Source organism: Thermoflexus sp. (assembly GCF_034432235.1).
Lineage (GTDB): Bacteria > Chloroflexota > Anaerolineae > Thermoflexales > Thermoflexaceae > Thermoflexus.
This window is the reverse complement of the sequence record NZ_DAOUCJ010000110.1, coordinates 43365-68037: the sequence shown is the minus strand read 5'-3', so window position 1 is coordinate 68037 and position 24673 is coordinate 43365. Positions and strand designations below refer to the sequence as shown.

The 24673-nt window shown below is 63.4% G+C and carries 23 protein-coding genes and 3 pseudogenes; 23 read left to right on the top strand and 3 right to left on the bottom strand.

Going from position 1 to position 24673, the window contains the following annotated elements; translation table 11 throughout:
* The first annotated feature begins 88 nt into the window (after nt 1–88).
* From iscX to VAE54_RS13295, 6 genes and pseudogenes are all read left to right on the top strand, one after another.
* The gene (gene iscX / locus VAE54_RS13315; RefSeq protein ID WP_322802464.1) at nt 89–298 is read left to right on the top strand and encodes a Fe-S cluster assembly protein IscX; all 210 of its coding nucleotides are present in this window, start codon (nt 89–91) and stop codon (nt 296–298) included.
* Nucleotides 291–953 (top strand): NADH-quinone oxidoreductase subunit B, encoded by a 663-nt coding sequence (locus VAE54_RS13310; RefSeq protein ID WP_322802463.1) that lies wholly within the window; start codon nt 291–293, stop codon nt 951–953. Before iscX ends, VAE54_RS13310 begins: the two co-directional genes overlap by 8 nt.
* Nucleotides 954–1058: 105 nt before the next feature.
* Nucleotides 1059–1508, top strand: a pseudogene (locus VAE54_RS14715) (NADH-quinone oxidoreductase subunit C); the annotation flags it as partial.
* A gap of 174 nt (nt 1509–1682) precedes the next feature.
* Complete coding sequence (locus VAE54_RS14710) at nt 1683–2837, top strand: NADH-quinone oxidoreductase subunit D (protein ID WP_376788734.1); 1155 nt, start codon at nt 1683–1685, stop codon at nt 2835–2837.
* Nucleotides 2838–2861: 24 nt separating this feature from the next.
* Nucleotides 2862–3470: a 4Fe-4S binding protein gene (locus VAE54_RS13300; RefSeq protein WP_322802461.1), complete on the top strand. Its 609-nt coding sequence runs from the start codon at nt 2862–2864 to the stop codon at nt 3468–3470.
* A 28-nt stretch (nt 3471–3498) separates the two neighbouring features.
* Nucleotides 3499–4572: an Mrp/NBP35 family ATP-binding protein gene (locus VAE54_RS13295; RefSeq protein ID WP_322802460.1), complete on the top strand. Its 1074-nt coding sequence runs from the start codon at nt 3499–3501 to the stop codon at nt 4570–4572.
* A gap of 79 nt (nt 4573–4651) precedes the next feature.
* On the opposite strand, the gene VAE54_RS13290 is transcribed toward VAE54_RS13295, so the two are convergent.
* On the bottom strand, nt 4652–5029 hold the full coding sequence (locus tag VAE54_RS13290) for a hypothetical protein (protein ID WP_322802459.1): 378 nt from the start codon (nt 5027–5029) through the stop codon (nt 4652–4654).
* Between the two features lie 399 nt (nt 5030–5428).
* Between VAE54_RS13290 and trxA the strand changes: the two genes are divergently transcribed.
* The 11 genes and pseudogenes from trxA to VAE54_RS14705 form a co-directional block, all read left to right on the top strand.
* On the top strand, nt 5429–5773 hold the full coding sequence (gene trxA, locus VAE54_RS13285) for a thioredoxin (protein WP_322802458.1): 345 nt from the start codon (nt 5429–5431) through the stop codon (nt 5771–5773).
* Nucleotides 5774–6039: 266 nt separating this feature from the next.
* The gene (locus VAE54_RS13280) at nt 6040–7509 is read left to right on the top strand and encodes an oligosaccharide flippase family protein (protein WP_322802457.1); all 1470 of its coding nucleotides are present in this window, start codon (nt 6040–6042) and stop codon (nt 7507–7509) included.
* Nucleotides 7506–7943 carry a glycosyltransferase family 87 protein gene (locus VAE54_RS13275; protein ID WP_322802456.1) on the top strand — a complete coding sequence of 146 codons (438 nt, stop codon included), beginning with the start codon at nt 7506–7508 and terminating at the stop codon, nt 7941–7943. Before VAE54_RS13280 ends, VAE54_RS13275 begins: the two co-directional genes overlap by 4 nt.
* Entirely contained in the window at nt 7862–8923 is a 1062-nt protein-coding gene (locus VAE54_RS13270) for a glycosyltransferase family 87 protein (RefSeq protein WP_322802455.1), read from the top strand. The genes VAE54_RS13275 and VAE54_RS13270 overlap by 82 nt, the downstream gene beginning before the upstream one ends.
* Nucleotides 8898–10052, top strand: a complete 1155-nt coding sequence (locus tag VAE54_RS13265; RefSeq protein WP_322802454.1) for a glycosyltransferase family 4 protein — start codon at nt 8898–8900, stop codon at nt 10050–10052. The genes VAE54_RS13270 and VAE54_RS13265 overlap by 26 nt, the downstream gene beginning before the upstream one ends.
* A 90-nt stretch (nt 10053–10142) precedes the next feature.
* On the top strand, nt 10143–11162 hold the full coding sequence (locus VAE54_RS13260; protein WP_322802453.1) for an NAD-dependent epimerase/dehydratase family protein: 1020 nt from the start codon (nt 10143–10145) through the stop codon (nt 11160–11162).
* A gap of 120 nt (nt 11163–11282) precedes the next feature.
* A pseudogene (locus VAE54_RS13255) lies at nt 11283–11468 on the top strand (DUF2283 domain-containing protein); the annotation flags it as partial.
* 4 nt (nt 11469–11472) lie between these two features.
* Nucleotides 11473–12543, top strand: a complete 1071-nt coding sequence (locus tag VAE54_RS13250) for a CgeB family protein (protein WP_322802452.1) — start codon at nt 11473–11475, stop codon at nt 12541–12543.
* Entirely contained in the window at nt 12540–13451 is a 912-nt protein-coding gene (locus VAE54_RS13245) for a class I SAM-dependent methyltransferase (RefSeq protein ID WP_322802451.1), read from the top strand. The genes VAE54_RS13250 and VAE54_RS13245 overlap by 4 nt, the downstream gene beginning before the upstream one ends.
* Nucleotides 13436–14560: a glycosyltransferase gene (locus VAE54_RS13240; protein ID WP_322802450.1), complete on the top strand. Its 1125-nt coding sequence runs from the start codon at nt 13436–13438 to the stop codon at nt 14558–14560. Before VAE54_RS13245 ends, VAE54_RS13240 begins: the two co-directional genes overlap by 16 nt.
* 29 nt (nt 14561–14589) lie before the next feature.
* Nucleotides 14590–15093 (top strand): annotated as a pseudogene (locus tag VAE54_RS14705) (glycosyltransferase); the annotation flags it as partial.
* Nucleotides 15094–15139: 46 nt separating this feature from the next.
* On the opposite strand, the gene VAE54_RS13235 reads toward VAE54_RS14705, so the two are convergent.
* Nucleotides 15140–17188 (bottom strand): glycoside hydrolase family 2 TIM barrel-domain containing protein, encoded by a 2049-nt coding sequence (locus VAE54_RS13235; protein WP_322802449.1) that lies wholly within the window; start codon nt 17186–17188, stop codon nt 15140–15142.
* Between the two features lie 145 nt (nt 17189–17333).
* Here VAE54_RS13235 and VAE54_RS13230 point away from each other — a divergent pair, with 145 nt between their 5' ends.
* Nucleotides 17334–18587, top strand: coding sequence for a polysaccharide biosynthesis C-terminal domain-containing protein (locus tag VAE54_RS13230; RefSeq protein WP_322802448.1), 1254 nt, complete (start codon nt 17334–17336; stop codon nt 18585–18587).
* 9 nt (nt 18588–18596) lie between these two features.
* Here VAE54_RS13230 and VAE54_RS13225 read toward each other — a convergent pair whose 3' ends face one another.
* Nucleotides 18597–19190 (bottom strand): DUF3105 domain-containing protein, encoded by a 594-nt coding sequence (locus tag VAE54_RS13225; protein WP_322802447.1) that lies wholly within the window; start codon nt 19188–19190, stop codon nt 18597–18599.
* Between the two features lie 420 nt (nt 19191–19610).
* Here VAE54_RS13225 and VAE54_RS13220 point away from each other — a divergent pair, with 420 nt between their 5' ends.
* From VAE54_RS13220 to VAE54_RS13200, 5 genes are all read left to right on the top strand, one after another.
* Nucleotides 19611–20141, top strand: coding sequence for a TadE family protein (locus VAE54_RS13220; protein WP_322802446.1), 531 nt, complete (start codon nt 19611–19613; stop codon nt 20139–20141).
* A gap of 120 nt (nt 20142–20261) precedes the next feature.
* On the top strand, nt 20262–21605 hold the full coding sequence (locus VAE54_RS13215; protein ID WP_322802445.1) for a pilus assembly protein TadG-related protein: 1344 nt from the start codon (nt 20262–20264) through the stop codon (nt 21603–21605).
* Between the two features lie 10 nt (nt 21606–21615).
* Nucleotides 21616–22110 carry a TadE/TadG family type IV pilus assembly protein gene (locus VAE54_RS13210; protein WP_322802444.1) on the top strand — a complete coding sequence of 165 codons (495 nt, stop codon included), beginning with the start codon at nt 21616–21618 and terminating at the stop codon, nt 22108–22110.
* Nucleotides 22111–22485: 375 nt separating this feature from the next.
* Nucleotides 22486–23706, top strand: a complete 1221-nt coding sequence (locus VAE54_RS13205; protein ID WP_322802443.1) for an ROK family transcriptional regulator — start codon at nt 22486–22488, stop codon at nt 23704–23706.
* Entirely contained in the window at nt 23703–24665 is a 963-nt protein-coding gene (locus tag VAE54_RS13200) for an amidohydrolase family protein (RefSeq protein ID WP_322802442.1), read from the top strand. Before VAE54_RS13205 ends, VAE54_RS13200 begins: the two co-directional genes overlap by 4 nt.
* Nucleotides 24666–24673 lie beyond the last annotated feature (8 nt).

Sequence of the window (24673 nt, the reverse complement as noted above, 5' to 3'; positions counted from 1 at the left end):
ATCGCCAGGATCGGCGCCCCCTCGGGGGGTTCCGATGAGGATGCAAGGAATTCGCCTGATTCCCCCACATTGTGCTAAGATTCACATGATGCCGCTTTACTGGGAAGACGCCTATCCGATTGCCCTGGCCCTGCGGGCCGCTCATCCAGACGTGGATCCCCTTTCGGTGGATTGGGAGACGCTGCATCGGTGGGTGGTGGCCCTGCCGGAGTTCGCGGACGATCCGCGCCTGAAAGATCCCCTGCGGCTGGAGGAAATCCAGCGGGAATGGCTGGAGGAGGTGCTCGCCCATGGATGAGCTACGCGATCTGAACACCCTGCCGGTTCCCTCCGAACTCCGCAACAATGTCTTCGTCACCACCATCGATCGGTTCGTGAGCTATCTTTACAACTGGGGGCGCAAGCGCTCGGTCTGGCCGATGATGTTCGGCCTGGCCTGTTGCGCCATCGAGATGATCTGCGCGGCGGCCAGCCGTTTCGATATCGCCCGGTTCGGCTCGGAGCTGATGCGCCCCAGCCCCCGTCAGGCGGACCTCATGATCGTCTCCGGGACGGTCACCAAGAAGATGGTCCCCCAGATCGTTCGCCTCTACAACCAGATGCCGGAGCCCAAATATGTGATCTCGATGGGGGCATGCGCTACGGGCGGCGGTCCCTTCAAGGAGGGATATAACGTGGTCTCCGGCATCGACAAGTTCATCCCCGTGGATGTCTACGTGCCGGGCTGCCCACCGCGGCCGGAAGCCCTCTTGCACGGCCTCCTCAAGCTCTACGCCAAGATCGAACGTCAGTCCGTGCGGGAGGTCCCCTGGTATCAAAAAGGGGAGGCCGAGGCCATCCCGGTGCCCATCCTGGGGCCGGACCTGATCGATCCGCGTCGCCTGCCGGAGATCCGGGCCCGTCTGGCGGAATTACGGGCTCAGCAGAAGGCATCCGCAGAGGCCGCATCGTAACCCTCTCTGGGGATAAATGACCGGGGGCTGAGGGGATCTTCCGCCCCTCCCTCCATTCCGAGCAGGTTCTGCCTGAGCCAGCGTTCTTCCAGGAGGAGGGAAGGGATGACCACGCCGACCAAAACCAAAGCGGCGCCGCTGGCGGAATTGAAAGGCGATCTGGCGGTGCTGAAGGAGCGATTCGGCGATGCCGTGCAGCCTGCCGAATATGAGGGTGTGGTGATCGCCAATGACGTCCTGGTGGAAGCGGCCCGCTTCATCCGGGACGAGCTGGGGTATCGCTATTTGTCCAGCGTGACGGCCGTCGATTACATCCAGGAAGGCTATTTCGAGGTCGTCTACCATGCCTATCGCCTGGAGGGGGGCGGTCCGCTGGTCTTCAAAGCCCGCACCCCCCGGGATGTGGCCACAGTCCCCTCGCTGGTCCCGGTGTGGCCGGGCGCGGACTTCCAGGAGCGGGAAGCGTGGGATCTCATGGGGATCCGTTTCGCAGGCCATCCCAACCTCAAGCGGATCCTGTTATGGGAGGGTTTTTACGGGCATCCCTTACGAAAGGACTGGAAGGAGCCTTATTACGAGGAGGAACACAAGCCCTTCAGCAGCCGCTGGCCCTCGGGCCATCACATCCGGGCGGAGGATCGGGTCTTCTGGCACGATAACGTGCAGTATCCGCTGGACTGGGATCCGGACCAGGCGGAAGACACCTCGGACGAGCTGCTTTACATCGGCATGGGGCAGTTCGCCCGGGCCGATACGGGAGAGCGGGTGGAGCCGAAGAGCCTGCGCACCGAGCGGCTGGTCGTGAATATGGGCCCCCAGCATCCCAGCACCCATGGGGTCTTCCGCATGGTGGTCACCCTGGATGGCGAGACCATCGTGCGCCTGGAGCCGGTCATGGGCTATCTTCACCGCAACCACGAGAAGATCGGCGAACGGAATATGTATCTCCAGAACATGCCTTACACGGACCGGCTCGATTATATCTGTTCGATGAGCAACAACCTGGGTTACGCCATCGCCGTGGAGAAGCTCCTGGGGATCAAGCCGCCGGAGCGGGCGGAGTATCTGCGGGTGATCATGGCCGAGTTCACCCGTATCGTGAATCACCTGTGGGCCATCGGGTTCCTTCTCAACGATCTGGGAGCCTTCTTCACCCCTGCCCTTTACGCGATCGAGGAACGGGAGCTGATCCTGGACCTCTTCGAGGAGGCTTCGGGCTCCCGGATGATGTGCAATTACATGCGCTTCGGCGGCGTGGCCCACGACGTCTCCGACGACTGGATCGCCCGGGCGAAGGAGCTGGTCTATAACCGCCTCCCCCGGGCCATCGAGGAGCTGGATCGTTACCTCACCCACAACGAGCTGATCAAGGCGCGCTGTCAGGGGGTGGGGGTGCTTCCGCCGGACCTCGCGGTGGCTTACAGCACGGCGGGGCCCGTGCTGCGCGCCTCGGGCATCCCCTACGACGTGCGCCGGGCGGAGCCTTACAGCATCTACGATCGCTTCGATTTCGACGTGGCGGTCCGCTACAACGGGGACGTTTACGATCGTTATCTGATCCGCATCGATGAGATGTGGCAATCCCTGCGCATCCTCCGCCAGGCCCTGGATCAGATCCCCAAGGGGGAGATCCAGGCGGGCAAGAAGCAATATATGATCCGCGTGCCGGCGGGTCAGGCCTATGGGCGCGTGGAGAACCCCAAGGGGGAGCTGGGCTTTTACATCGTCAGCGACGGCAGCCCCAACCCCTACCGCTACCACATCCGGGCGCCGTCCTTCATCAACCTGACCGCCCTGAACGAGATGTGCAAGGGCCACAAGGTGGCCGACGTGGTGGTCATCTTGGGCAGCATCGATATCGTGCTGGGCGAGGTCGACCGTTAGCCTGGGAGCGGGAGGCGATCCGCGATGATCTACGGTCTTGGAATTCTTAAGGGCCTCGGCGTCACGCTGAAGCATTTCATCTACTCCTACATCGAGGATGTCCGCTATCTGTTCGAGGGCGGGCGCTATCAGCCTCAACATCTCCCGGCGCGCCAGGGCCCGCGAGCCCGCGGCGTGTTCACCGTTCAGTACCCGAAGGAGAAGCTGCCGCTGCCCGAGAACTTCCGCTACATCCCCTTCCTGGTCTACGACACCCAGGAGAACAAGATCAAGTGCACCTCCTGCGGGATCTGCGCCAAGGTCTGCCCGCCCCAGTGCATCTGGATCGTGCGGGGCACGGACCCCCAAACGGGCCGCCCGAAGCCGGAGCCCGAGGCCTTCTACATCGACGCCACGATTTGCATGTCCTGCGGCTTCTGCGCGGAGTTCTGCCCCTTCGACGCCATCAAGATGGACCACGACTACGAGCTCTCCGCCTACGAACGCTACGAATCCCTGCTCTTCGACCTGCCGCGCCTGCTGAAGCCGGACACCTACCATGCGCAGATCCACCCTTCGGATTGGGCCCGGGAGCTGGCGGAGAAAGAGGCGGAAAAGGCGAAGAAGGGGGAGAAGGCAGCAGTCCGCTCATAAGTCCGGTCGGGCGAGCGAGGAGGCTTGGATGCCAACGACTGAACAGGTGATGCAGGCGCTGCGCCGGGTGATCGATCCGGAGCTGGGGCGGGACATCGTCTCCCTGGGAATGGTGCGGGACGTGCAGGTGGAGGGGGATCGAGTCTCTCTGACCGTGGTGCTCACTACCCCGGCCTGCCCCCTTACCGAGCGTATCGAAGCGGATATCCGCGCCGCCCTGCAGGCCCTGCCCGGAGTGCGGGCGGTGGACCTGCGACTGTCCGCCCAGGTGCCGGCCCACGCCCGTTTGCAGACGATCGAGGGATTATCCATCAAGAATATCGTGGCGGTGGGCAGCGGCAAGGGCGGGGTGGGCAAGAGCACGGTAGCGGCCAATCTGGCAGTGGCCCTGGCGGGGATGGGGGCGATGGTGGGGTTGATGGACGCCGATGTCTATGGGCCGAACATCCCGGAGATGCTGGGGGTGAGCCGCATCCCGGCGCCGCGGGACAACAAAATCCTCCCGGCGGTGGCCTATGGGGTGCGGGTGATGTCGTTGGGGTTCCTGCTGCCGCCGGATCAGCCGGTGATCTGGCGGGGGCCGATGCTGCACAGTGCGGTGCGGCAGTTCCTGACCGATGTGGACTGGGGGCTGCTGGATTACCTGGTGGTGGACCTGCCGCCGGGGACGGGGGATGTGGCGATCTCCCTGGCCCAGCTGGCACCGGTGACCGGGGCGGTAGTGGTGACCACGCCCCAGGGGGTGGCCTTGAGCGATGTGGGGCGGGCGGTGCGGATGTTTGAGCGGCTGGAGGTGCCCGTGCTGGGGGTGGTGGAGAACATGAGCGGGTTTGTGTGCCCCCACTGCGGGAAGGTGACGGAGATCTTTGGGAAAGATGGAGGGCGACGGCTGGCGGAGCGGATGGGAGTGCCCTTCCTGGGGAGTGTGCCCCTGGACCCGCGGGTGGTGGAGGGGGGCGAGAAGGGTCGGCCCATCGTCATCGCCGCGCCCGACAGCCCGGCCGCCCAGGCCCTGCGGGCCATCGCCCAGCAGGTCGCCGCCCGCATCAGCGTCCTCCACCTCGGCGAGCTCGCGCCCTCCGGGGTCTCCTCCACCAGCTGACCGAGGTTTCCTCACCGGATAGAAACCCGTGGGGAGGGCGACGCCGCCCTCCCCACGGGTTTTTCCACCGCCTGTGGACCTATGGCGATGCCTGCAGCCATGGCCCTTTGTTCTGGAGCACGGCGTAGGTGTTCAGGAGAGCGACGCCGGCCCAGAGCAGGAACGCCAGGCATGAAGCGGCCAGGCCCCCCAGGGTGGAGAGGGATCGGAGCGCGTCGCTTCCAGAGGCCCCGGAGATGATCATGAACAACAGAGGGCAGCATCCAAACAGGACACTGAGGGCCAGGTTGTAGCCCATCCCCCACAGGGCATGGCGTCGGGCCAGGGGATGCAGATCGGAGACGAAAAAGGCCGCCAGTCCGACGAACCAGATCCACCAGGGCAGGATGGCCAGGAGCTGATCTCTCTGGGAGAGGGGCGCCGGGGAGGGGGCGCTGGACATCGGCTCAGTGGACATCGATCACCTCCTCAAAGAATGAATTCGATTCCCAGGATGGCCTTTGTTGTATTGTAAGAGAGAAGGGCGTTGCAGACAATCCCGGAAGTCCCAGTATGAGTGTAGGGATGTGTCGAGGGCATTGGCATTTGCCCGGAGGGGCCTTCGGCTGTGGCCAGCCTTAGGGCGTCGAATGAATTCGACCTCAAGGGGCCTCCAGCCGATGGCCGGCCTGCGCCGGCCAGAAAGCATCCTCGCGTCGGCGGAGGCCAACGCGGGGCGCGCAGCGCCTCAGGAGGCCGATTTCCATCGGCATCATAGACGTGAACCCCAATTTTTGACGACCTCTCCTCCTGCGCATAGACTCAAAACGGTTCTTCCCTTCAAGATCCAGCATCTTCCTTCCAGGAGGCATCTTCGATGGGCGAGCATGAAGTCGTGGTCACCGCGCAGAATTTCGAGCAGGAGGTTTTGAAATCCGAGAAGCCGGTTCTGGTGGATTTCTGGGCGGAGTGGTGCGGGCCGTGCAAGGCCCTGGAGCCCATCGTGGCCCAGATCGCCCGGGAATATGCTCAGGTCCTCAAGGTCGGCAAGCTGAATGTGGACGATCACCCGGAGCTGGCCATGCGATATGGGGTGATGGGCATTCCCACTCTCATCCTGTTTAAGGAGGGCCGGGAGGTCGCCCGCATCATCGGGTATCAGCCCCGGGAGCGCCTGCTCCGTCAGATCCTCCCCCATCTCCAGCCCCAGCCTCAGCGATAACGGGCAGAGCCTGCCCTGGGGCTCCTGAACCTCCTGTGCGGGTGGGCATCCTCCCGGCGCGCCCGCCCGCACAGGAAACCGTTTCCCTCCCGGATCCCCCGGATCCTGACCCCGCCGCCCGCTGGGGGTCAGTGCCCCTCTTGAATTCGCTGCCTGGGTTCGCATAATAGGCCATGGAAGGTTCCGGCATGGAGCGGAGACCGGCTGCGGATCTCACGCTCGAAACTCCATGTCCGGCGGTGGAAGGAGCGCCCTTGGAGCATCCCGTGAAGGAAACACCCCTGGCCTATCGGGCGGTCCGGGGGGGGATCTGGGTGGCGCTGAGCGCCTACTGGACCCTGGCCGTTGGCTTCGCCGCCAACATCCTCCTCACCCGGCTGCTGTCCCCGGAAGCCTTCGGGACTTTCGCCCTGGCGATGTTCTTTGCCCAGCTGCTGCGGCTTCAGACCAAGCTGGGGTTGGGCTATGCGTTCGGGCAGTATAAAGAGACCACGGGGGCATCCGTTGGGACCTATGTGGCTCTGGAAGGGATCGCGGCCCTCAGCGGCGTGATCCTGATGGGGCTCGCCTTTCCCGGGTTGCGCCTTCTGGGATATGAGGAACCGATGTTGCGGGCCGCCCTGGCGCTCTCAGTCGCCGCCTGTCTGGAAGGGATCGCAAGCATTGCGGGCACATTATTAGAAAAGCGCCTTCGCTTCGAGCTGACCAGCCTCTACCAGAGCCTGATCTTCCCGATCTCTTATATTCCCGCCTTCTGGCTGGCGATGCATGGGGGTGGGGTATGGAGCCTGGTGGCGCAGACCACCGCTTACAGCTTCCTCGGGCTCGGCCTGTGGTGGGTTCTCTGGCGTCAGGGATCCACGCTGTGGCAGGATCCATGGCGGTTCCGTTTCGATCTGGCGTCTCATTTCCTGCGATTCGGAGCGGCTACTGGCCTGTGGCAGATGGGCGGGATGCTCTTCTCCCAGCTGGACAATTTCCTGATCGGCACCTTCGCTGGGGTGACGGCCCTGGGCTACTATGATCGGGCCTACCGGATGGCCCAGTGGCCAGGGTTGTTGTTCAACGCCGTGCTGGCGCGGCCGGCCTTTTACACCTACGCTCGTCTGCAAGACGACCGGCCCCGGCTGGAGAAGACCGTGACGATGGTGACCTGGGCCATCGGGATGGTCGCGATCCCGCTGGCGATCGCCGTCTTCATCGCCGCGCCGGAGATCGTTGTCTTGCTCTACGGGGAGCGGTGGCGACCCAGCGCGCTCTTCCTCCAGATCCTCATCGCCTTCTTCGTGGTGCGGCCCCATCTGGAGAACGCGGGGGTGTTGTTGAGCGCGATGGGCCGGCCTGCCCGCGCGGCCACCCTGCTCTGGAGCCAGGTGGGGGTATTGGGGGTTGCGGGAATCCCCCTGACCATGCGCTGGGGCGTCCTGGGGACCTGCGCGGCGGTGGGACTGGCATTGCTCATGGGAATCCTCCTGGCCCACCGTTACATCCGCCAGGAAGTAACGGTGAACCCTGGCTCCGTGCTGGGGGTGCCCCTGCTGGCCGGCACCCTGACCTTGGCGGGCTATGCGGTGGCCTCTCGGTTCATTCCGTTGGAGGACCTGCCGCTCCTGGCAGGACTCCTGGTCAAAATCTCGTGGGCCTTCCTGACCTTTTACAGCCTAACCGTTGCCCTGCGGCCTCAGGAAATAGGGGAGCGAGCGAGGTATGTGTGGAGGCTGATGAGGAAAGCATGATCATGAAACATGGGACCGGTATCTCAGCGCGAAGGTTATTTCTCAGGCTTCTTCTCGCCGGATGGGCATTAGTTGGAATCATCCGTTTAGTGTATTTCCTGCTTCGGTTCGGAGAGGAAAGTTTGCAAATGGACTTCGCGGCTTTCTACACTGCCGGCGAAGCTCTCAATCATGGACTCTCACCTTATGTGAACCATGTAACCCGTGATCCTCCCATCTGGGATGGAGTGGATGCCTTCCAGCACAGCCGATTCTTATATCCTCCTCTTGCTGCGGTTCTGTTTCAGCCCATAGCCCTGCTCCCTTACGGCGTGGCGAAGTATCTCTGGATGCTACTAAATCTTATTTCTGTTTGCTGTTCTTTATTCATTACAGTAAAAACTATAAGTTTAAAAATAACCCCGGAACGGATATTGACTCTAATTGTTTTTTAAGCACATTTCATCCTCTGCTCCCTCTCCTCGAGCGAGGGCAGATTGATGGTCTCACATTGCTCCTGGTTACACTGGCCATCTGGTTAATGGTTACAAGGAACAGCTCTCATACGGATGTAGTCGCAGGATTCCTTTGGGGGATGTCCACCTTGATCAAATTGCATTGCGTTTACATCGTCCCATTCCTGCTTGTACGGAGAAGGTGGGCAGTCGTTGGAGGTTACGTCCTTGGCTTATCCGGCATCGTGCTGCTTTCGTTGATCATGAGCCCCTATCTCTCCCTGGAATATCTGCAGAAAGAATTGCCCAGAATCGCTCGATTTGGGGAAGGTGGGACGGAAGCGATGAAAGTGCCCGCCGAGGTCATACAAGCCCGACGTGCTTGGCTTCCGGAGGGATATACCCAAAAAGATGGAGCGGTGTATCGGGTTGAATCCTTTCGCGCGATCTCCAATGCAAGTCTTGCTCGCGGGCTGGGTGCCGTCCTCCGGAGGATAGGGCTGGAGCTTCAGCTTTCTGTTCTCTCCTTGCTGATCTTTCTGGGTCTCTTTACTGGAATATGGATGTGGCAAATCTGCCGTCGCATTCCTTCGAGACTGGAAATCCTCGAGGAAGCGATGTATTGGCAAAACGCCCTGGTGCTGATTCTATTGTCTGCGCCGCTGACCTGGGTTATGAATACAGTATGGCTCTTGCCCATCGCAGCCAGCGCCTTATGTGCATACACGGCCTCAAGGGACAGAACGCCAGATGCCCGGAGGGGCCTCGCCCTGATCCTGTGTGCCCTGGGGCTCTTGACGGCTTGGGTGCCCGATTCTATTGTTCTGTCGCTTCTAATGGGCACGGGACTGGCTCAGGCCAAATACCTGATTTCGGAGGCTCTTGTGGTCTTGTCGCTGGTCTTGATGATGGAGACGGGCTTAAACCGCGCTATCAATCGCCATGGGCAAGCGGATGCGCCTGCTTTTCCTCAACCATAATTATCGCTACCTGGGCACTTACGAGCGGGCCTGGAATCTGGCGAGAGGCCTGGCCCGCCGCGGGCACCAGGTCACCCTGATGACGGTCTCCCGACAGCATCGCTGGAAACCCACTTGGTCCATCGCCAGCGGCGTCCGGGTGGCCGAGATGCCCAACCTGGGCCAGAACTACAGCGGCGAAGGGTATGGGCCGCTGGATAATCTGCTCCGGTGCCTGCATGCGCTGGCTCATCATTACGATATCATCCATATGTTCGACCACAAGCCCAACGCCTCATTCCCCGGTTTCGTCGGACGGTTGCGGGGCGCAAGGCTTATTGCCGACTGGGCGGATTGGTGGGGTGGACCGGGAGGCATCAACGATGTCCCCAAACGCCGTGTGCCCGCGATCGGCAGGTTCGAGGAATGGTGGGAAGTGCGGTCCAAATTGTGGGCCGATGGGGTGGTGACGATCAGCACGGTCCTCCGGCAGCGGGCGCTGGATGCGGGCGTCCCGCCGGACCGCGTGGTCCACATCCCCAATGGCGCGGCCACCGACCTGATCCGCTGCATCCCCGTCCATGAGGCCCGCCAGCGTCTGGGCGTCCCCCTGGATCGCAAGATCATCGGCTTTCTGGGCATGGGGCAGGGAGATATGGAGATCGTGATGCCGGCGATCCGGCAGTTGCCCGATGTGTGGTTGATGGTCATCGGTCCCAAAAACCCGCGGGTTTTCCATCAGGCCCAATCTTTCGGCATCGCAGATCGCCTCTGGCAGACGGACTTCGTCCCCGATGAAGAGCTGAGCTGGTATCTGGCATGCGCGGATGTGATGTGCCTGCCCTTGACGGATCGAGCCGCGAACCGGGGGCGTTTGCCGGGCAAATTGATGTATTACATGGCGGCTGGCCGCCCTACCGTGGCAAGCCCGGTTGGCGATGTGGCGGATCTGATCCGGAAATATAAAGCGGGCCTGCTGGCTACGGATAGCGATCAATTTGCGGAAGCCATCCGGCTTTTGTTGAACGATGCGATGCTGCGAGAAGAGCTTGGGCGCAATGCGCGCCGGGCCGCTGAGACCGATCTGAACTGGGAGCGCCGGGTGGAGGAGCTGGAGGCTTTCTATTGGCGTATATTGAGTCTGAACTGAAGCTGCGCGGTCCATCTCCCTTTGGGACTTCCTCTTCCTGCGTCAGCGCTGCCTGGCATAAGTTCTGACTTTTACAAAAGGAGGCATGAGATGTCTTTCTGGATGAATCGCAGGGTTTTAATCACCGGCGGGGCCTCTTTTATCGGCTCCCATCTCACCGACGCCCTGGTGGAGCGCGGGGCGAAAGTGCGCATCGTGGATGATCTCTCCAGCGGTAAACTGGAGAATATCCAGCACCATCTCGCCCGGGGCACGGTGGAATTTATCCAGGCCGATCTTCGGGAGCCTGGGGTCGCCCGGATGGCCATGCGGGACATTGAGATCGTCTTCCACCTGGCCGCCGATCATGGCGGGCGCGGCTATGTGGATCTGCATCAGGCCGGGCCCGCCTCCAATCTCTTCCTGGATGGTTTGATTTTCTGGGAGGCCCTGAAAGCGGGGGTGGAGAAAGTCGTCTTCGCCTCTTCGGGCTGCGTCTACCCGAATTACCTGCAGGGCGATCCCCATCAGGAGATCTACCTCACCGAGGATCTGGTGAAGCCGCCCTACGATGCTGACAACATGTATGGGTGGGCCAAGCTCATGGCGGAGCTGACCCTGAAGGCCTACTATCGGGAATATGGGCTGAAGTCCGTTTCCTGCCGTTATTTTACGGTTTATGGGCCTCGCGGGGTGGAAAACCACGCCATTATCGCGCTGATCGCCAAGGCGTTCATCGGCCAGAACCCGATTGAGGTCTGGGGAGATGGCACTCAGGTCCGCAACTGGACTTACATCGACGATATCGTGCGGGGGACGATCCTGGCGGCAGAGAAAATTGACGACGCCACGGCGATCAATCTGGGGACGATGGAACGGATCCGGGTAATCGATGCGGTGAAGATGATCCTGGAATACACCGGGCATAAGGCAGAGATCGTTTTCCGGCCCGATATGCCCGTAGGTCCTTTGAACCGGGTGGCCGATAACTCCTTGGCCAAGAAGCTCCTGGGTTGGGAACCCCAGGTGCCTTTCCGGGAAGGGTTGAAGCGCACCATTGACTGGTACTTCGCCACCAGGGACCGGGAACAGGTGCGCAGGATTCTGGGCCGGATGCTCACCGAGCGATGAGCCGCCAGTAGTGGAGCCCGGGAGCAAGGCGATGGCCGTCCGCTACACCCGACACGCCCGTTACAAGTTTGAGGTTCTGGAGCGGTCTACCGGCAGGAGGGAGCGTTAAAATATGATCGGGAGGAAGATGGGCTTCTAATTGAAGTGATGTCGGAAGGCATCATTGATCATGCGGAGCATGGGGATTCCATCATCGCGCACCTGACGGCGGATGGGCGGCTGGTGGTCCTGGAAATCCTGGATGCCAGTCGCTTCCTGGGCTCGGTCTTTCAAGCGGCATTGCGCGGAGAGGAGATATCGATATAGCGCCATGCGCGTCGCCCTGGGCTACCGCTGGTTTCCCACCGCTGCCGGCTACCATATGGAGCGGGCCCTGCAGGCCCTGGGCCATGAGGTCATCTATGTGGGCCTTCCCTGCGCCCAGCGCGCCGGCTATGACACCACGGTCCCCGTGGATGCGCTCATCGCCGCCCTCCCTCAGAAACCCGACCTTTACCTCTGGATCGATCCGGCCGGCCGCTACTTCCCACCCGGGATCGAGCGCCTGCCCATCCCTACCGCCTGCTACCTGATCGATGTCCATCTGGGGCGCTGGCGGGAACAGGCTGCCCGCTTCTTCGATGCGGTCTTCATCGCTCAGAAGGATTACCTGGAGCGCTTCCGGCGCGCAATGGGTCACGATCAGGTCTACTGGCTGCCGCTGGCAGCTGCCCCCGATGTCCATTACGATCATCAGCTTCCCCGCATCTATGAGGTGGGCTTTGTGGGTAACATCGCCCAGGCCCATCGCCGGACCGCCCGCGCCCGGAGGCTCAAGCGGATCGCCGAACGGTTCCACACCAATGACTTCTATCGGACCTATATGCCGGAGGAGGTGGGGCGCATTTACAGCCAGTCCCGCATCGTCTTCAACTGCAGCATCGCGGGCGACGTCACCATGCGCATCTTCGAGGGAACCGCATGCGGGGCGCTGGTCCTGACCGATGCCATCGCCAATGGGCTGGATGAGCTGTTCGAGATCGGGCGGGAGATCGTGGTGTATCAGGACGACGAGGACCTGTTGGGAAAAATCGCTTACTACCTGACCCATGACGAGGAGCGGGAAGCCATCGCCCGGGCCGGCCAGCGGCGAACGCTGCGTGAGCATACGTATCTTCATCGGATGCAGAAGCTGATCGAGATCGTCTCCGCGCCGGGCTTCCGCCGCCTGGCTCCCATGCGCGCGGCGTCGGAGGAGGAGCGCTGGCGGGCCCGGCGGGAGGTCTTCATCCATCTCCATATGCTGGATGCCCTGCTGGATCAAGCACGGGACCTGGGGTTCAGCCCGCTCCGTCGGGCGTGGTCGGCTTTCCCATGCCTGGTTCGGAGGTTAATCCTGTGAACGAGCGTGCCGCCTGTCCCATCTGTGAATGGTCTGAAGGGAACACCCGGATGATCCGTCGACGGGAGTTTTCATATGTGCGTTGCCGTCGCTGTGGGACGATCTATCTCACCCCGGTGCCCCCGGTTGAGCAAGTCAGGGCCATGTATCAGAACCCGGGCTATTTCGCAGGGGACGAAGATATGGGTTACCGGAATTACGAGGCGATGCATAAAGCCCTGGCCCCTCACTTTCGCCGGCGCCTGAGGGTTTTGTCAAAGCGCTTGCCCCGGCGGGGGTGTTTGCTGGATATCGGCTGCGCCGATGGATATTTCCTGGAACTGGCCCGGGCCGATGGATGGGAGGTGATGGGCGTGGAGATCTCGGAGGAGATGGCCTCAAAAGCATCGGGCAGACTGAGTATCCCCATCGTGACTTCCGTGGACGGGCTGCCGCCGGTCGAGTTGGATGTCATCACGATGTGGGAGGTGCTGGAACATCTCCCCGATCCGGTTGCGCAACTGCAGCGCCTGGTCCAGCGCCTGCGGCCCGGGGGTTTCCTGATGCTCTCCACCCCGAACGCCGGCCACTGGCAGGCCCTGCGGGAACCGGAGACATGGACGGCGTACCGCCCTCCAGCCCACCTGGTTCTTTTCACGGCCGATTCCCTCCGGCTTGCGCTGGAGAAGGCGGGCCTTGTTCCAATCCGCGTTTGGAAAGTTTCCCCGCTTCCACCGTTGCCCGGTTGGATCCGGCAGGCCACCCGCTCTCTTGCGCGCGCCCTGGCCGATGGCAGCGCCCGCCCCTGGACGCTGGCCCTGATGCTCTGGCGGGGCGTTCGCCTGCTGGGGTGGGCGTGGCAGAAAGCGGCTCATCCCCAGGATGATATTTTCGCAACCCTGGAGGCCCTGGCGTGTCGGCCAGCGTGATCCGGGTTCTCCACATCGCCCGCTACCGCGCTCCTTCGATGGAGCGCAAGCTGGAGTGGATGGCCGCCCAGCCCGGCCTGGCTTTCTGGCTGGTCCGCCCCGCCGTCTGGCAGGATGAGTATGGAAAAATACCCGTGAACCCGGTGGTGCCAGGCTGTTCGGTCCTCCGGGTGCCCATATGGGGCCGGATGAACGATCCTCACCGTGCGCTCTACCGGACCCTGACCTTTGGCATGCGGGTGATTCAACCCCATATCATCCATGCCGAAGAGGAGCCGGATAGCCTGGCGGCCCTGCAGATCATCCTGGCCCGCCGGTGGTTCGCTCCCCGGGCGAAGCTCATCCTGCACACCTGGCAGAATGTCCATCGCCCCAAAAAGTGGTATGTCCGGCTGGTCACTCAGATCGCCCTGCGGGAGGCTGACGCCATCCTTTGCGCCAGCCGGGGGGCCGTCCAGGTGCTCCGGGAGATGGGATACCCGGGGCCGGCTGAGGTCATCCCCCCTATTGGGGTGGATACCCGCATTTTCCGCCCAATGGAACGCCGCACCGATCCCACCACCTTTCGGGTGGCTTATGCCGGACGGTTTGTGCCGGAGAAGGGTCTGGACGTCCTGCTCCAGGCCGTGGCGCTTCTGGGCCCAGGGGTGGAACTGTGGCTCATCGGGGAGGGCCCTCAACGCGTTGCGCTTCAGGCCCTGGCGCGGGATCTGGGGATCGGCGAGCGGGTGCGCTGGATTCCGCCTGTCGCGCCGGAGCAGATGCCGGAGATCCTGGCTCAGGTGGACGTGGTCGTGCTCCCCTCGCGAACGACAAGGGTCTGGAAAGAGCAGTTTGGGCGTATCCTGGTGGAGGCCATGGCCTGCGGCGTGCCCGTTGTGGGCTCCGACTCCGGCGCGATCCCGGAGGTGGTGGGGGAGGCGGGGCTGATATTTCCAGAGGGGGATGCTCAAGCCCTGGCGGTGTGTCTGGAGCGATTGCGGCAGTTCCACGATTTGCGGGCAGAATATCGAGCGAAAGGCCTGGAGCGGGCCCGCCTATATAGCCAGGAGACGGTGGCCGCTCAGACCGTTGGTGTTTACAGAAGGCAATGGGCGAACCTTTTCTGAGCCTCATTGTGTGAACCCATAACACCTGCGACCTGGCCATGCAATGCCTGGAGAGGCTCTACGAGCGGACGCTCTCGTGGGGCTGGCAGGTCATTGTGGTGGATAACGGCTCCACGGATGATACGATCGCTGTTCTTTCCGAGAAATTCCCCTCTGTGACGCTGATTCGGAGCGAGAAAAATCTCGGCTTTGCCGGGGGCATGAACCTGGGGCTGCGCGTGGCTGTGGGTCGGGTCATCGTTCTGATGAACAGCGATGTGCTGGCCTCGGCGGAGACTCTGAAGGCCGCGGCGGAGGCGCTTCTATCCCGGGAGAAAGCAGGGGCGCTTTCCCCGCTGCTTCGGATGCCCGATGGGCGCGCCCAGCCGTTTGCCTTCGGAAGGGATCAGTCTCCCTGGTATTTGCTGGCCCGTGGGTTTAAAGCCCTGCTGGGCCTTGGGCCGATGCATCGGTGGGATGTGAAAGAGCCCATTCAGGTGGATTGGGTCTCCGGAGCGTGTATGCTGGTGCGCCGGGAAGTGGTGGAACAGGTCGGGCTGCTGAGGGAACCCATCATCCCACCCCCATGTCTTCGGGATATCACCAGAATCCGCCCTCTTCCTTTACCAGCGGCTCCAGGTACTCGATCTCCACGGTGTGGCGCGACCAGAGCTGTTCCCCTTCGCGGGCCTCGGCGATCACCTGATAGCGGCCTGGCGGCAATTCCCGCAGGATCGCACTGGCCGTATCCAGCGTCTCCCGCTGCTCCAGCGGCGCCTCGAACAGTTCCATCACATTGAAGATACAGCGAGCCTCCTGGGGGGCCAGATCCACGGTCATCTCGCCCAGGGGGAGCGCCACCGGCCCTTCCAGACGGAGCGAGACCCGGAGGGATAACGGCCGATCCAGATCCGAGATGACCCAGATCTCCCGGAAGGGCGGCTGACCCACCCCGGCCTGTTCCACATAGGGGACGATGGAGACCAGCACCGGGCTGGAAGCCTGCTGCAGAGCGAAATAGCCCCGCTTGGGGACCCGCTCCACGTCCAGCACGGCCCAGGTGATCCCCTCCCATGGCTCGACAAACATAAAGTGAAAGTAGCCGACGATCTGTCCTTTGGCCCGGCGGTAGGTATGGATGGCGAATTCGATAAGACGGGCCTGGTAGCGCTGGCTGTTCTCCACGAAGGCCTCCAGGCTCTCCCCCATTTCCACGCCGGCCACCCGGAAAGTCTGCTCCGGCTGGAAGTTGTGATAAACCCATGTCTCCCATTTCGGCGGCCAGGCGCCGGGGCCGAGGACGCGCCGAAGGAGCTCTGCCCGGGGCAGCGCCTGCGCCCCGAACTCCGAGGGCAGCGGCGCGCCGGGCAGCGCCTGGAAGTCCCGGAGGTGCCCCCAATACCAGCCCGGGTACGGGTGCTCCCGGAAGTCCGAGGCCTCCTTCACCGGCCGGGTGGGATCGGCGGCGCGGATCGCCGCGGCGACCAGAGGGGCCAGGGTGTGCCGGTTGTGAGTGGGCTCGTTGTGGGCGCACCAGAGGTAGATGCAGGGATGAGCCCCAAAGTGGTCCACCATCGCCTGTGCCTGGCGGATGGCCTCCCGGATAAAGGCTTCATCCTCCGAATAGCCCCACTGGAGGGGGAAATCCTGCCACACCAGGATCCCTTCCCGATCACATGCTTCATAAAAAGCCGGATGGGTCAGATGGGCATGCACCCGGACCGCGTTCAGATGGGCTTCCTTCAGCAGCCGGGCATCGCGAGCGGCATCCTCCGGGGTATAAGCGGCCAGCCACTGGGTGGGGATGATGTTCGTCCCCCGCAGGAACACGCGACGCCCATTCAGGATCAGCCAGTCATCCTCCTGGGCAAGGGTTCGGAAGCCGATGGGAGCCGTCAGGCGCTGGCCGTCCATAAGCGCTTCCAGGCGGAAGAGATGGGGGAATCCCCGTTCCCAGATCTCCCAGCGCGGGAGCTCCGGCAGATCCCAGATCAGAGAAAAGGTTTGTCGGCCCGCGGACAGCTCCACCATTCGGGTCGTTGTATGGGAAGGGCCGTCAAAGTTCTCCGGGTGGAGCGCAAGCGCGATCTCCGCGCGGCGGGCCTCGAGGGCGTCCACGGTGAGCATGATCCGTACACGCCAGCCGGAGGGGCGCTGGAACGCTTGATGGGTGAGGTGGAGCAGGGCCACCGGCCCGGTCTCGAAGATCGTGAGGCCGCCCCATAGCCCGCCGGTCCCCCGCTCCTGACCGCGGGCGGTGGTGCCCCCGGGGCGACAGTCGTGCTGACCGAAGATCCCCTTGATCTGATGCTTCTGGCGGGGCCACACGGTTCCGTAGGGCTCCTTCGGCGCCGCCACCCGGATCCAGAGGGTGTGGGGTTCCCGGGGAAGCTCCAGCAGCCACGGTTCGAAGTAGCCCTCATGAGCGCCGAGGAACTGCCTGTCGGCCCACGCCTGACCGAAGTAATCGGCGTAGAGGCGAGCCCAGCGACGGGCCCCTGCCGCCGCCGGCAGCTCCAGCCGATACCAGCCGACCTCCGCCTCCACGCCATCCAGGGTCCACTGGTGGGGAAGGGAAACCTGACGCCAGCCCTCGGCGGGCAGCTCCAACGGGGTTTCGGCGGGATGCGGAAGGAAATGGGCTCGCATGGGTGGGAATCCTCCGGCTCGGGATATGGGCAGGCTACCCTCCAGTATACAGAGGGCGGCTCGAGCGCAACAGCCGTGAGGGCATGGCTCGCCGGGCCGCCAGGCCCGTGGTATCCTGAGGCCGATCCCTCCGGATACCGGAATGATGAGCCTGCGGACGCGCATCGAGTCCATCGCGCGGCTCCAGGCCAGCGGGCATATCGGCGCCCGCTGGCGGGAACGGCTGGCCGTTCAGTCAGCCCTCTGGGGGATGGCGCTGTTCTGGTCCCGGGTTCTGGGGTTCTTCCAGACGCTGCTGCTGGCCCACTGGTTAGGCCCGGCGGACTTCGGATGTTTCAGCGCCCTCCAGAGCTGGCTGCGCTTCGGCCATGAGAGCGGCGACACAGGCCTTTCTATGCTGATGGTTCGGGATCTGGCCCGACAGGACGGTCCGCGGGCGAGAACCTATCTGCTTCTGCGCGGGGCATGGATCGGTGGCCTGTGGGGGCTCGCTGCGCTGGCCACATGGGGAGCCGTGGTGCCTCCGGCCATTCGGCAGGAGCTGCCGCTGGTGACGCCCCTCCTTTTCCTGATGCTGGGGATCTCCTGGCAGGGCGCTCGTCTGGCAGCGGCCGGCCGTCTGGATCGCGCGGCCACGGTGGTGTTCCTGACCCGCACGGTGGGGCTCACCGGGATGACGATGGCGGCGCGATGGGGCTGGACCGCTCTGTGGATCGGTTTCGCGGTTGCAATGGCTCTGGATGGGTTCGGGCTCTGGATGGCGGCCCGGCGAATGAGAACCGCCCCCGGATCCTGGAGGGAGCGGATGTGGACGCCCGAAGCGGTGGGGGAGGGGGTGAGGATGCTGGCCTTCGGCCTTCTGGGGGCGCTTTACGCCCGCGCCGATAGTTTGCTGTTGCTCAGCCTGCGGGGATCCGCCGAGGCGGGCTTCTACAGCCTGGCCTATCGGTTCTATGAGACCGGGTTGCTGATCAACAGCGCGGCCACCGTGGCGCTGCTCCCCCGACTGGCCCGGGAGGAGATACCGGCCTATCGCGCCCGGCGCATCCTGGGAGGATATCTGATCCTCGCGGCGGGCATGGCCATGGGGGTTTCCCTGCTGGCCGATCCCCTGATCCGGCTGCCGTTCGGAACGCGCTATCTTCCGGCGATCCCCATGCTGCGATGGCTGGCCTGGTCGTGGATCCCGGCGTTCCTCTCCGGCCTCGGGGCCACCGTGTGGATCAGCCAGGGGCGATCCGGCCGTTTGTTGCTCACCTTCGCGCTGGGGGCCACTACGAATCTCGTCATGAACCTGGCGCTCATCCCCCGATGGGGTGGGGTAGGGGCGGCGATCGCCATGCTCGTTTCCACCACCGGAATGGCCCTTCGCTTCCTGACCGCCCTGCGGATCCGGTGAACGGTTCCGCTACCGCACGGGGTGTTCCGGCCCGCGGCCGCGGAAGGCGTCGATGAAGGCGGCAGCGGCATCGGGATCGAAGGGCTCCAGACGCAGCATGCGAGTCCATGCCGTGAGGATCACCGCGCGCCCCAGCCCCCGCTTCGGGACGACCACCACGCCATCCCAGGGGCCGGTGAACATGCCTGCCCAGGTGCGCAGCGTCTGGATCGCCTCCGGCCCCGGATCGTCATAATAAATGACAATGTGCCCATGCTCTAACGAGTGCACAAGGCGTTCGGGGGGCTGTTCCGTCGTGTAAAAGCCAGGGTTCACCCACTCCGGGCTGTGAGGGCCGGAAGTGGGGGGATCCGTTCGATAGGTCGCGCGCTCCCCGGGTTCCAGATGGGCCCGGCCTTCGTCGGGGAACGATTCCACGCGCTGGAGCGCGGGCTGGCCTCGTTGCACGGCCGCTTGAAAGGCGGCATACGCGGCGTTCTGGGATCGGAGCCACCACCCCAGCCCGCCGACGATGAGAAGCAGGAGGGCGATCCCCAGCCCTCCCAGCAGCCATTGATGAGGGGCGCGGCGGGCTGGCCTCTGCGTTTTCTTTTTCCTCGCCACGGGAAACAACCTCCTCGGAGGGTCACGCAGGCAGGCACCTTCTTGTCCCCATTGTAGCACCGTGCACGGGCCAGGCGGAGCGCCGAAGGGATCCTGCCCAGCCCCGAAGTCTGTCCTCTCCCCGAAACGGGGGGGGATTTTCAGGCGCCCCTTCCCTCATAGGGAAGGGGGCCGGGGGGTGAGGTCCGAGGCCCCTTCCCCCTCCCCATGTCCAGAGGGCCACAGGGAAAGGCCGTCCCGCCCTCTTTATCGGAGCCCGGCCCAATCCATCCCGAAGGGATCAGATCGCTTATTTCACCCTCTATATGTCGGTTATAAAAACATAACCAGTGTATGAAATTCGTTAAATCGTATCTTTTCTGGCAAATTTTCGGTATCATTTGTGGAAGAAGTAGAAGTCCAGACCGATAGGGGGTGAGGATGAGCCGGCGGGGGCAGGGATTGGTGGAGTTCGCGCTGGCGTTCCCGTTGTTGATTTTCCTGGTGATGGCCATCGCCGACTTCGGGCGGATCCTGTTGATTTACGCAGAGCTGGCCGGCGGGGTGCGTGAGGCCTTGCGCTATGCCGTGGCCAATGCGCCCTCCGGCGCCATGAAGCAGGACCAGTGGAACGCGTTCTGCTATGGCGCGATGCTGGACCGCATGAAGGGGACCCTGGTGTTAAGCCCCAAGAATGCCCTCATCCCCCAGCAGACTTACTTCGTTTACTTCGAGCCCTTCCGGTATGACACCAGCCAGTTCGATCCCCCGGTCCTGTGCCCGCCGACGGGGAAGAATTTCGTCCTCAAGCGGGAGGACCGCGTCGTGGTGGAGGTTCGGGTTCAGACGACCCCAGTGACCCCCCTGATCCAGGCGCTGCTGCCGAAGGTTCAGATCCAGTATCGGTCCGGGCGGACGCTGTTTCCGCCGGATGGGGTGTATTTCGGCCCGAGCCAGATGCCAGGCCAGTAAAGGAAAAGGGGGCTGGACGGCCCAGGTTCGGTTCTTCCGTTCTCCAGGGAAGCGAGAGGATCCCATTGAAAACCGGAGGCTCCGTTGCACGCCCTGCGGAAGACGGCCAAGAGGGGAAGGATGGCGCGAGGAGGCTCGGGTCAAACGCTGGTGCTGGTGGCCCTGATGCTGACGGCGCTGATCGGTCTGGCGGCGCTGGCGATCGATGGCAATCACGCCTATGCCGAGCGGCGGCGGGCCCAGAACGCCGCCGACGCCGGCGCGCTGGCCGGGACGCGCGCCCTGTGGTTCGCCCAGCATGGGGTCGGCGACGAATCGGCGATTCAACAAGCCATTCACCAGATCGTGGAGGCCCAGGGGATCCCGGACGCCGGGGGGCAACCGGGGGATGCGGTCAACGCCAATGTCCAGGCCTTCTATTACATCTCGGATACGGTGCAGATCCCCATTCCCGCGGGGACTGTCCCTCCAAACGCCCGGGGGGTGCGGGTCGTGGTCCAGAACCCCTTCCGCTCCTTCCTGGCGGCGGTCGTGGGCCACGCGGTCTTGCGGGTGTCGGCCCAGGCCACGGCGATCTACTACCCGGGCTGGAGCTCCGGCGAGTATGCCCTGACTGCCCTCTGCAAGAATGAGAACACGAACGGCCCCTGTTATCTGAACGCCCTGAACCTGACCGGGAGCGATATCTATGTGAAGGGTGGGATCCATTCCAACTCCGGGCTGAATCTGACCAGTGCGGATCCGAGCAAAGCGCCCCATGTGGTTCTGGAGAACGGTGTATGTGAGTATGGGGGGGAAGCGTATCAGTTAAACAATGCGGGGTTAAATTGCGTGGGGGCGCCTCCCATCACAATGGAATGGCTATATTCGATCCCTGAATTCCGGCCTGGTGGATCGCACTGGGAGGCGGCGGGTCAGAAATTCTGCCTCCAGCCTTCTTCGAATCAGGGGGTGACCCTGAGCCCCACCGCCCCTTATACGCCGACGGCCGGCACGTGCGGCCCCAACACCCTCAGCACCTATCGCCTGGTGAATCAAGCCCTGTATTATGTAGAAGGGGATGTGACTGTGAGCATCCCGGATGGATGGACGGCGCCGATCACCATCACGGTAGCGGCCACCGGGCGGATCACATTACAGCAGCAGAAGTGTCCGGATCTCAACGGGGATAACCAGCCGGATTGCGCGAGGCTTTACGCATATACGGCGAAGAACCTCCTGTTCTTCAGCCCGGTGAAGGATGCGACGAACCCAGTGATCCAGGCGAGTGCCCCCAATATCTACTGGAACGGCCTGATCTACGCGCCGGTGGGGCTGGTCCGCATGTCCAGCGCAGGCAACATCGTGACCGATGCCGGGGCCATCCTGGCGTGGCGGATCGATCTGTCAGGCAGCAAGATCTCCATCATTGCCCAGCAGGGCCTGGGCCCCATCGGGCGGCCGCGGATGAAGTTGATCCGGTGAGGGGAAGACGATGCGGCGCGGGCAAGGACTGGTGGAACTGGCGTTGAGCCTGACGGTGCTGCTCCTGCTGGTGATGGGGCTCATCGACCTGGGGCGGGCCTTTGTGGTCTGGCTGGCCATCCATGACGCCGCCGCGGAGGGCGCCCTTTACGCGGCCGTGAACCCTTATTGCCTGAACCCGAGCAGCCCGTTGCCCCTGGACGCCGATCCGGACGTGAAGTGCAACGATCCCAACAACGTTCAGTATCGGGCTTACACCCGGGCCCTGAGCGAGACCCGCTGGATCCCCTTCTCCCTGGTGGATCCCAGCCAGATCGCGGTGATCGTCGAGCCGAACCCGTCCTCCCCGACGTCAACGATCTACGAGGGGGATCGGATCACGGTCACGGTCATCTACACCATGCCGGTGATCACCCCGATCATGCAAGGCATGCTGGGCGCCAACCTGATCATCCGGGCCCAGGCGGTTCAGATCGCCCTCGAGGCCAAACCGAAGAACCCGTGAGGATACTGTAGCTTTTCTATCGCGGGACCTCAAAGGCCTCCCGCCCGGCTTTCCCATCCTCCCGGAGGGCCGGATCCGCCCCTTCCTGAAAACGCTGCGCTCCATCCCATGGCCCCTCGACCGATCGAGCGCCAGCGCCTCCCCGCGCTTCCGGGCCGAACGGATCCAGACATCCGCGCCGCTCGAACAGCGATATGCCCGTCCACGGAAGGTCAAGGCGAAAGCTCCTCCTGCCATCCACGAGGGTGGACGGCCTGAGGCCCCCGGCTCCCATAGCCCTGTATCCAGGCACCCATCGCCTTCAACCGGTTTCCAAACCCCCTTGACCTTTTCATATTTTCTTTTAGAATGAAAATAAAACAGGGGAGCCGGTGGATGCATGCAGGGCGGCCTGAGATTCTGGAGCGGATCAACCGGTCGGCGATTCTGCAGCTGATCCGGGAGCAGCCCGGGATCTCCCGGGTGGAGCTGGGTCGCCGGTTGGGTCTTAGCCCGGCTACCGTCACGCGACTGGTAGGGCAGCTCATCGAAGAGGGCTTGGTGATCGAGCGGGAGCGAGCGCCTTCCTCCGAGGATCGGCGATTCTCTGGACGGCGCCCCCGGTCGCTTTATTTGAATCACGAAGCCTATCACCTGATCGGCATTGACCTGGGGGGGACCTATCTGGTAGGCGCTGTCGCCAATTTGAACGGGGAAATCCGGGTGGAGATCCGGCGCCCTTCCCGGCCCAATGGGAGGCCGGAGGAAGCTCTGGGGCAGCTCTTCGAGGCCATTGAGGCGCTGCTGGAACAGGCCCGCGCGGGCGGATATGCGGTGCGGGGGATCGGGATCGGCGCCCCCGGGGTGACGGATCCGACCGCAGGCCGGGTGATCTGGGCACCGGCGTTCCAGTGGCGGGATCTCCCGTTGCGGGAGGAAATTGAGCGCCGGTTCCATCTCCCTACGTTCGTGGAGAACGATGTGAACCTGGCCGCCTTCGGGGAACGGTGGTTCGGGATCGGGCGGGGAGCGCAGAGCCTGGTTTGTGTGTTCATCGGGACGGGGATCGGGGCAGGCCTGATCCTCAATGGGGAGCTGTATCGGGGCTCTCACTATGCAGCCGGAGAGATCGGATATGTGATCCCGGAGCGCTCGCTTCTTCATCAGACCTATGAGACCTTCGGTTGCCTGGAGATCCTTGCCGCGGGCCCGGCTATTGCCCGCCGGGCGATGGAGCGGGCCGGGGAGTTCCCGGAGAGCGTGCTGCGGCCGTTCATCGAGGCAGGCCGCCTCGAGGCCACGGATGTGTTCCGGGCCGCGGAGGCGGGAGATCCCCTGGCCGCTCAGGTCGCTGAGGAGGCGATGGACTATCTGGCGATCATGCTGGCCAGCGTGATCGCGGTGGTCGACCCGGAGATGATCGTGCTGGGAGGCGGCGTGGCCCGGGCTGGTCCCTACCTGGTGAACGGGCTCCGTCGCAGGCTGGAACGGGTGGTCCCAGCCATGCCGGAGATCCATCTCTCCGCCCTGGGGGATCGGGCGGGCGTTCTGGGGGCGGTGGCTTATGCCATCTTCGAGCTCGAAGGATTGATGCAAGTCCGGAGGGCGCTGCGGTGACGCGCATCAGCCGCTGGGGGATTCGCATCATCGACTTCCACGCTCACTTCCCGGTCCCAGAGGACTACCTGGCCGACTGGGAGACCCGCTACGCAGCCCGTTTTGGCCCGGAGAAGCTGGCGCGCCTGCGCCAGGACGCCCGCTGGTATCAGGAGCAGTGGTGGCGAGCCTACTCCTTTCCCTTCCCGGAAGAGCCGATGGCCCCGCCGGAGGTGCAGCTGGAGCGCTGGGCCGCCGAGGTGGACCGCTACGGTCTGGACCGCGTGGTCTTTCTCACGGGAGGGGGGAACGATCAGCTGGCCGCGCTGGTGAGCCGCTATCCGGATCGCTTCATTGGCTTCGCCCATCATGATCCCTTCCGCCCCGATGCCGCGTCAGAGCTACGACGCGCAGTGCAGGAGCTGGGGCTGCGGGGCTACAAGATCCTGGCCCCTGCTCTGCGGGGGCCTATCGATGATGAGGCACTGGATCCAGTCTGGCGGACCTGCGAAGCCCTGGGTATCCCTGTCCTTATCCATTTTGGGATCCTCGGGGGTGGGGGTGGCATTGCCTGGCATGAGAACATCAACCCGTTGAGGCTGCACGATGTGGCCAAGGGCTTCCCCGACGTGCCCTTCGTGATCCCACATTTCGGATGCGGATATCCTCGAGAGCTCCTGCATCTGTGCTGGGCGTGTCGGAACATCTACGTGGACACATCCGGGAACAACGAGTGGATCCGCTGGATGCCGTATGAGCTGACCTTGAAGGATCTCTTCCGGAGGTTTGTGGAGACCATCGGGCCGGAGCGGATCATCTTCGGAAGCGACTCAGAGTGGTTTCCGCGGGGCTTTGCGGTCCGCTATCTGGAGGACCAGCTGCGGATCTGTTATGAGATCGGGCTACGGGAGGAAGATATCCAGAAGATCTTTGCCGGAAACGCTATCCGATTGCTGCGATTGGAGGACGGATCATCTTGATTCTCAGA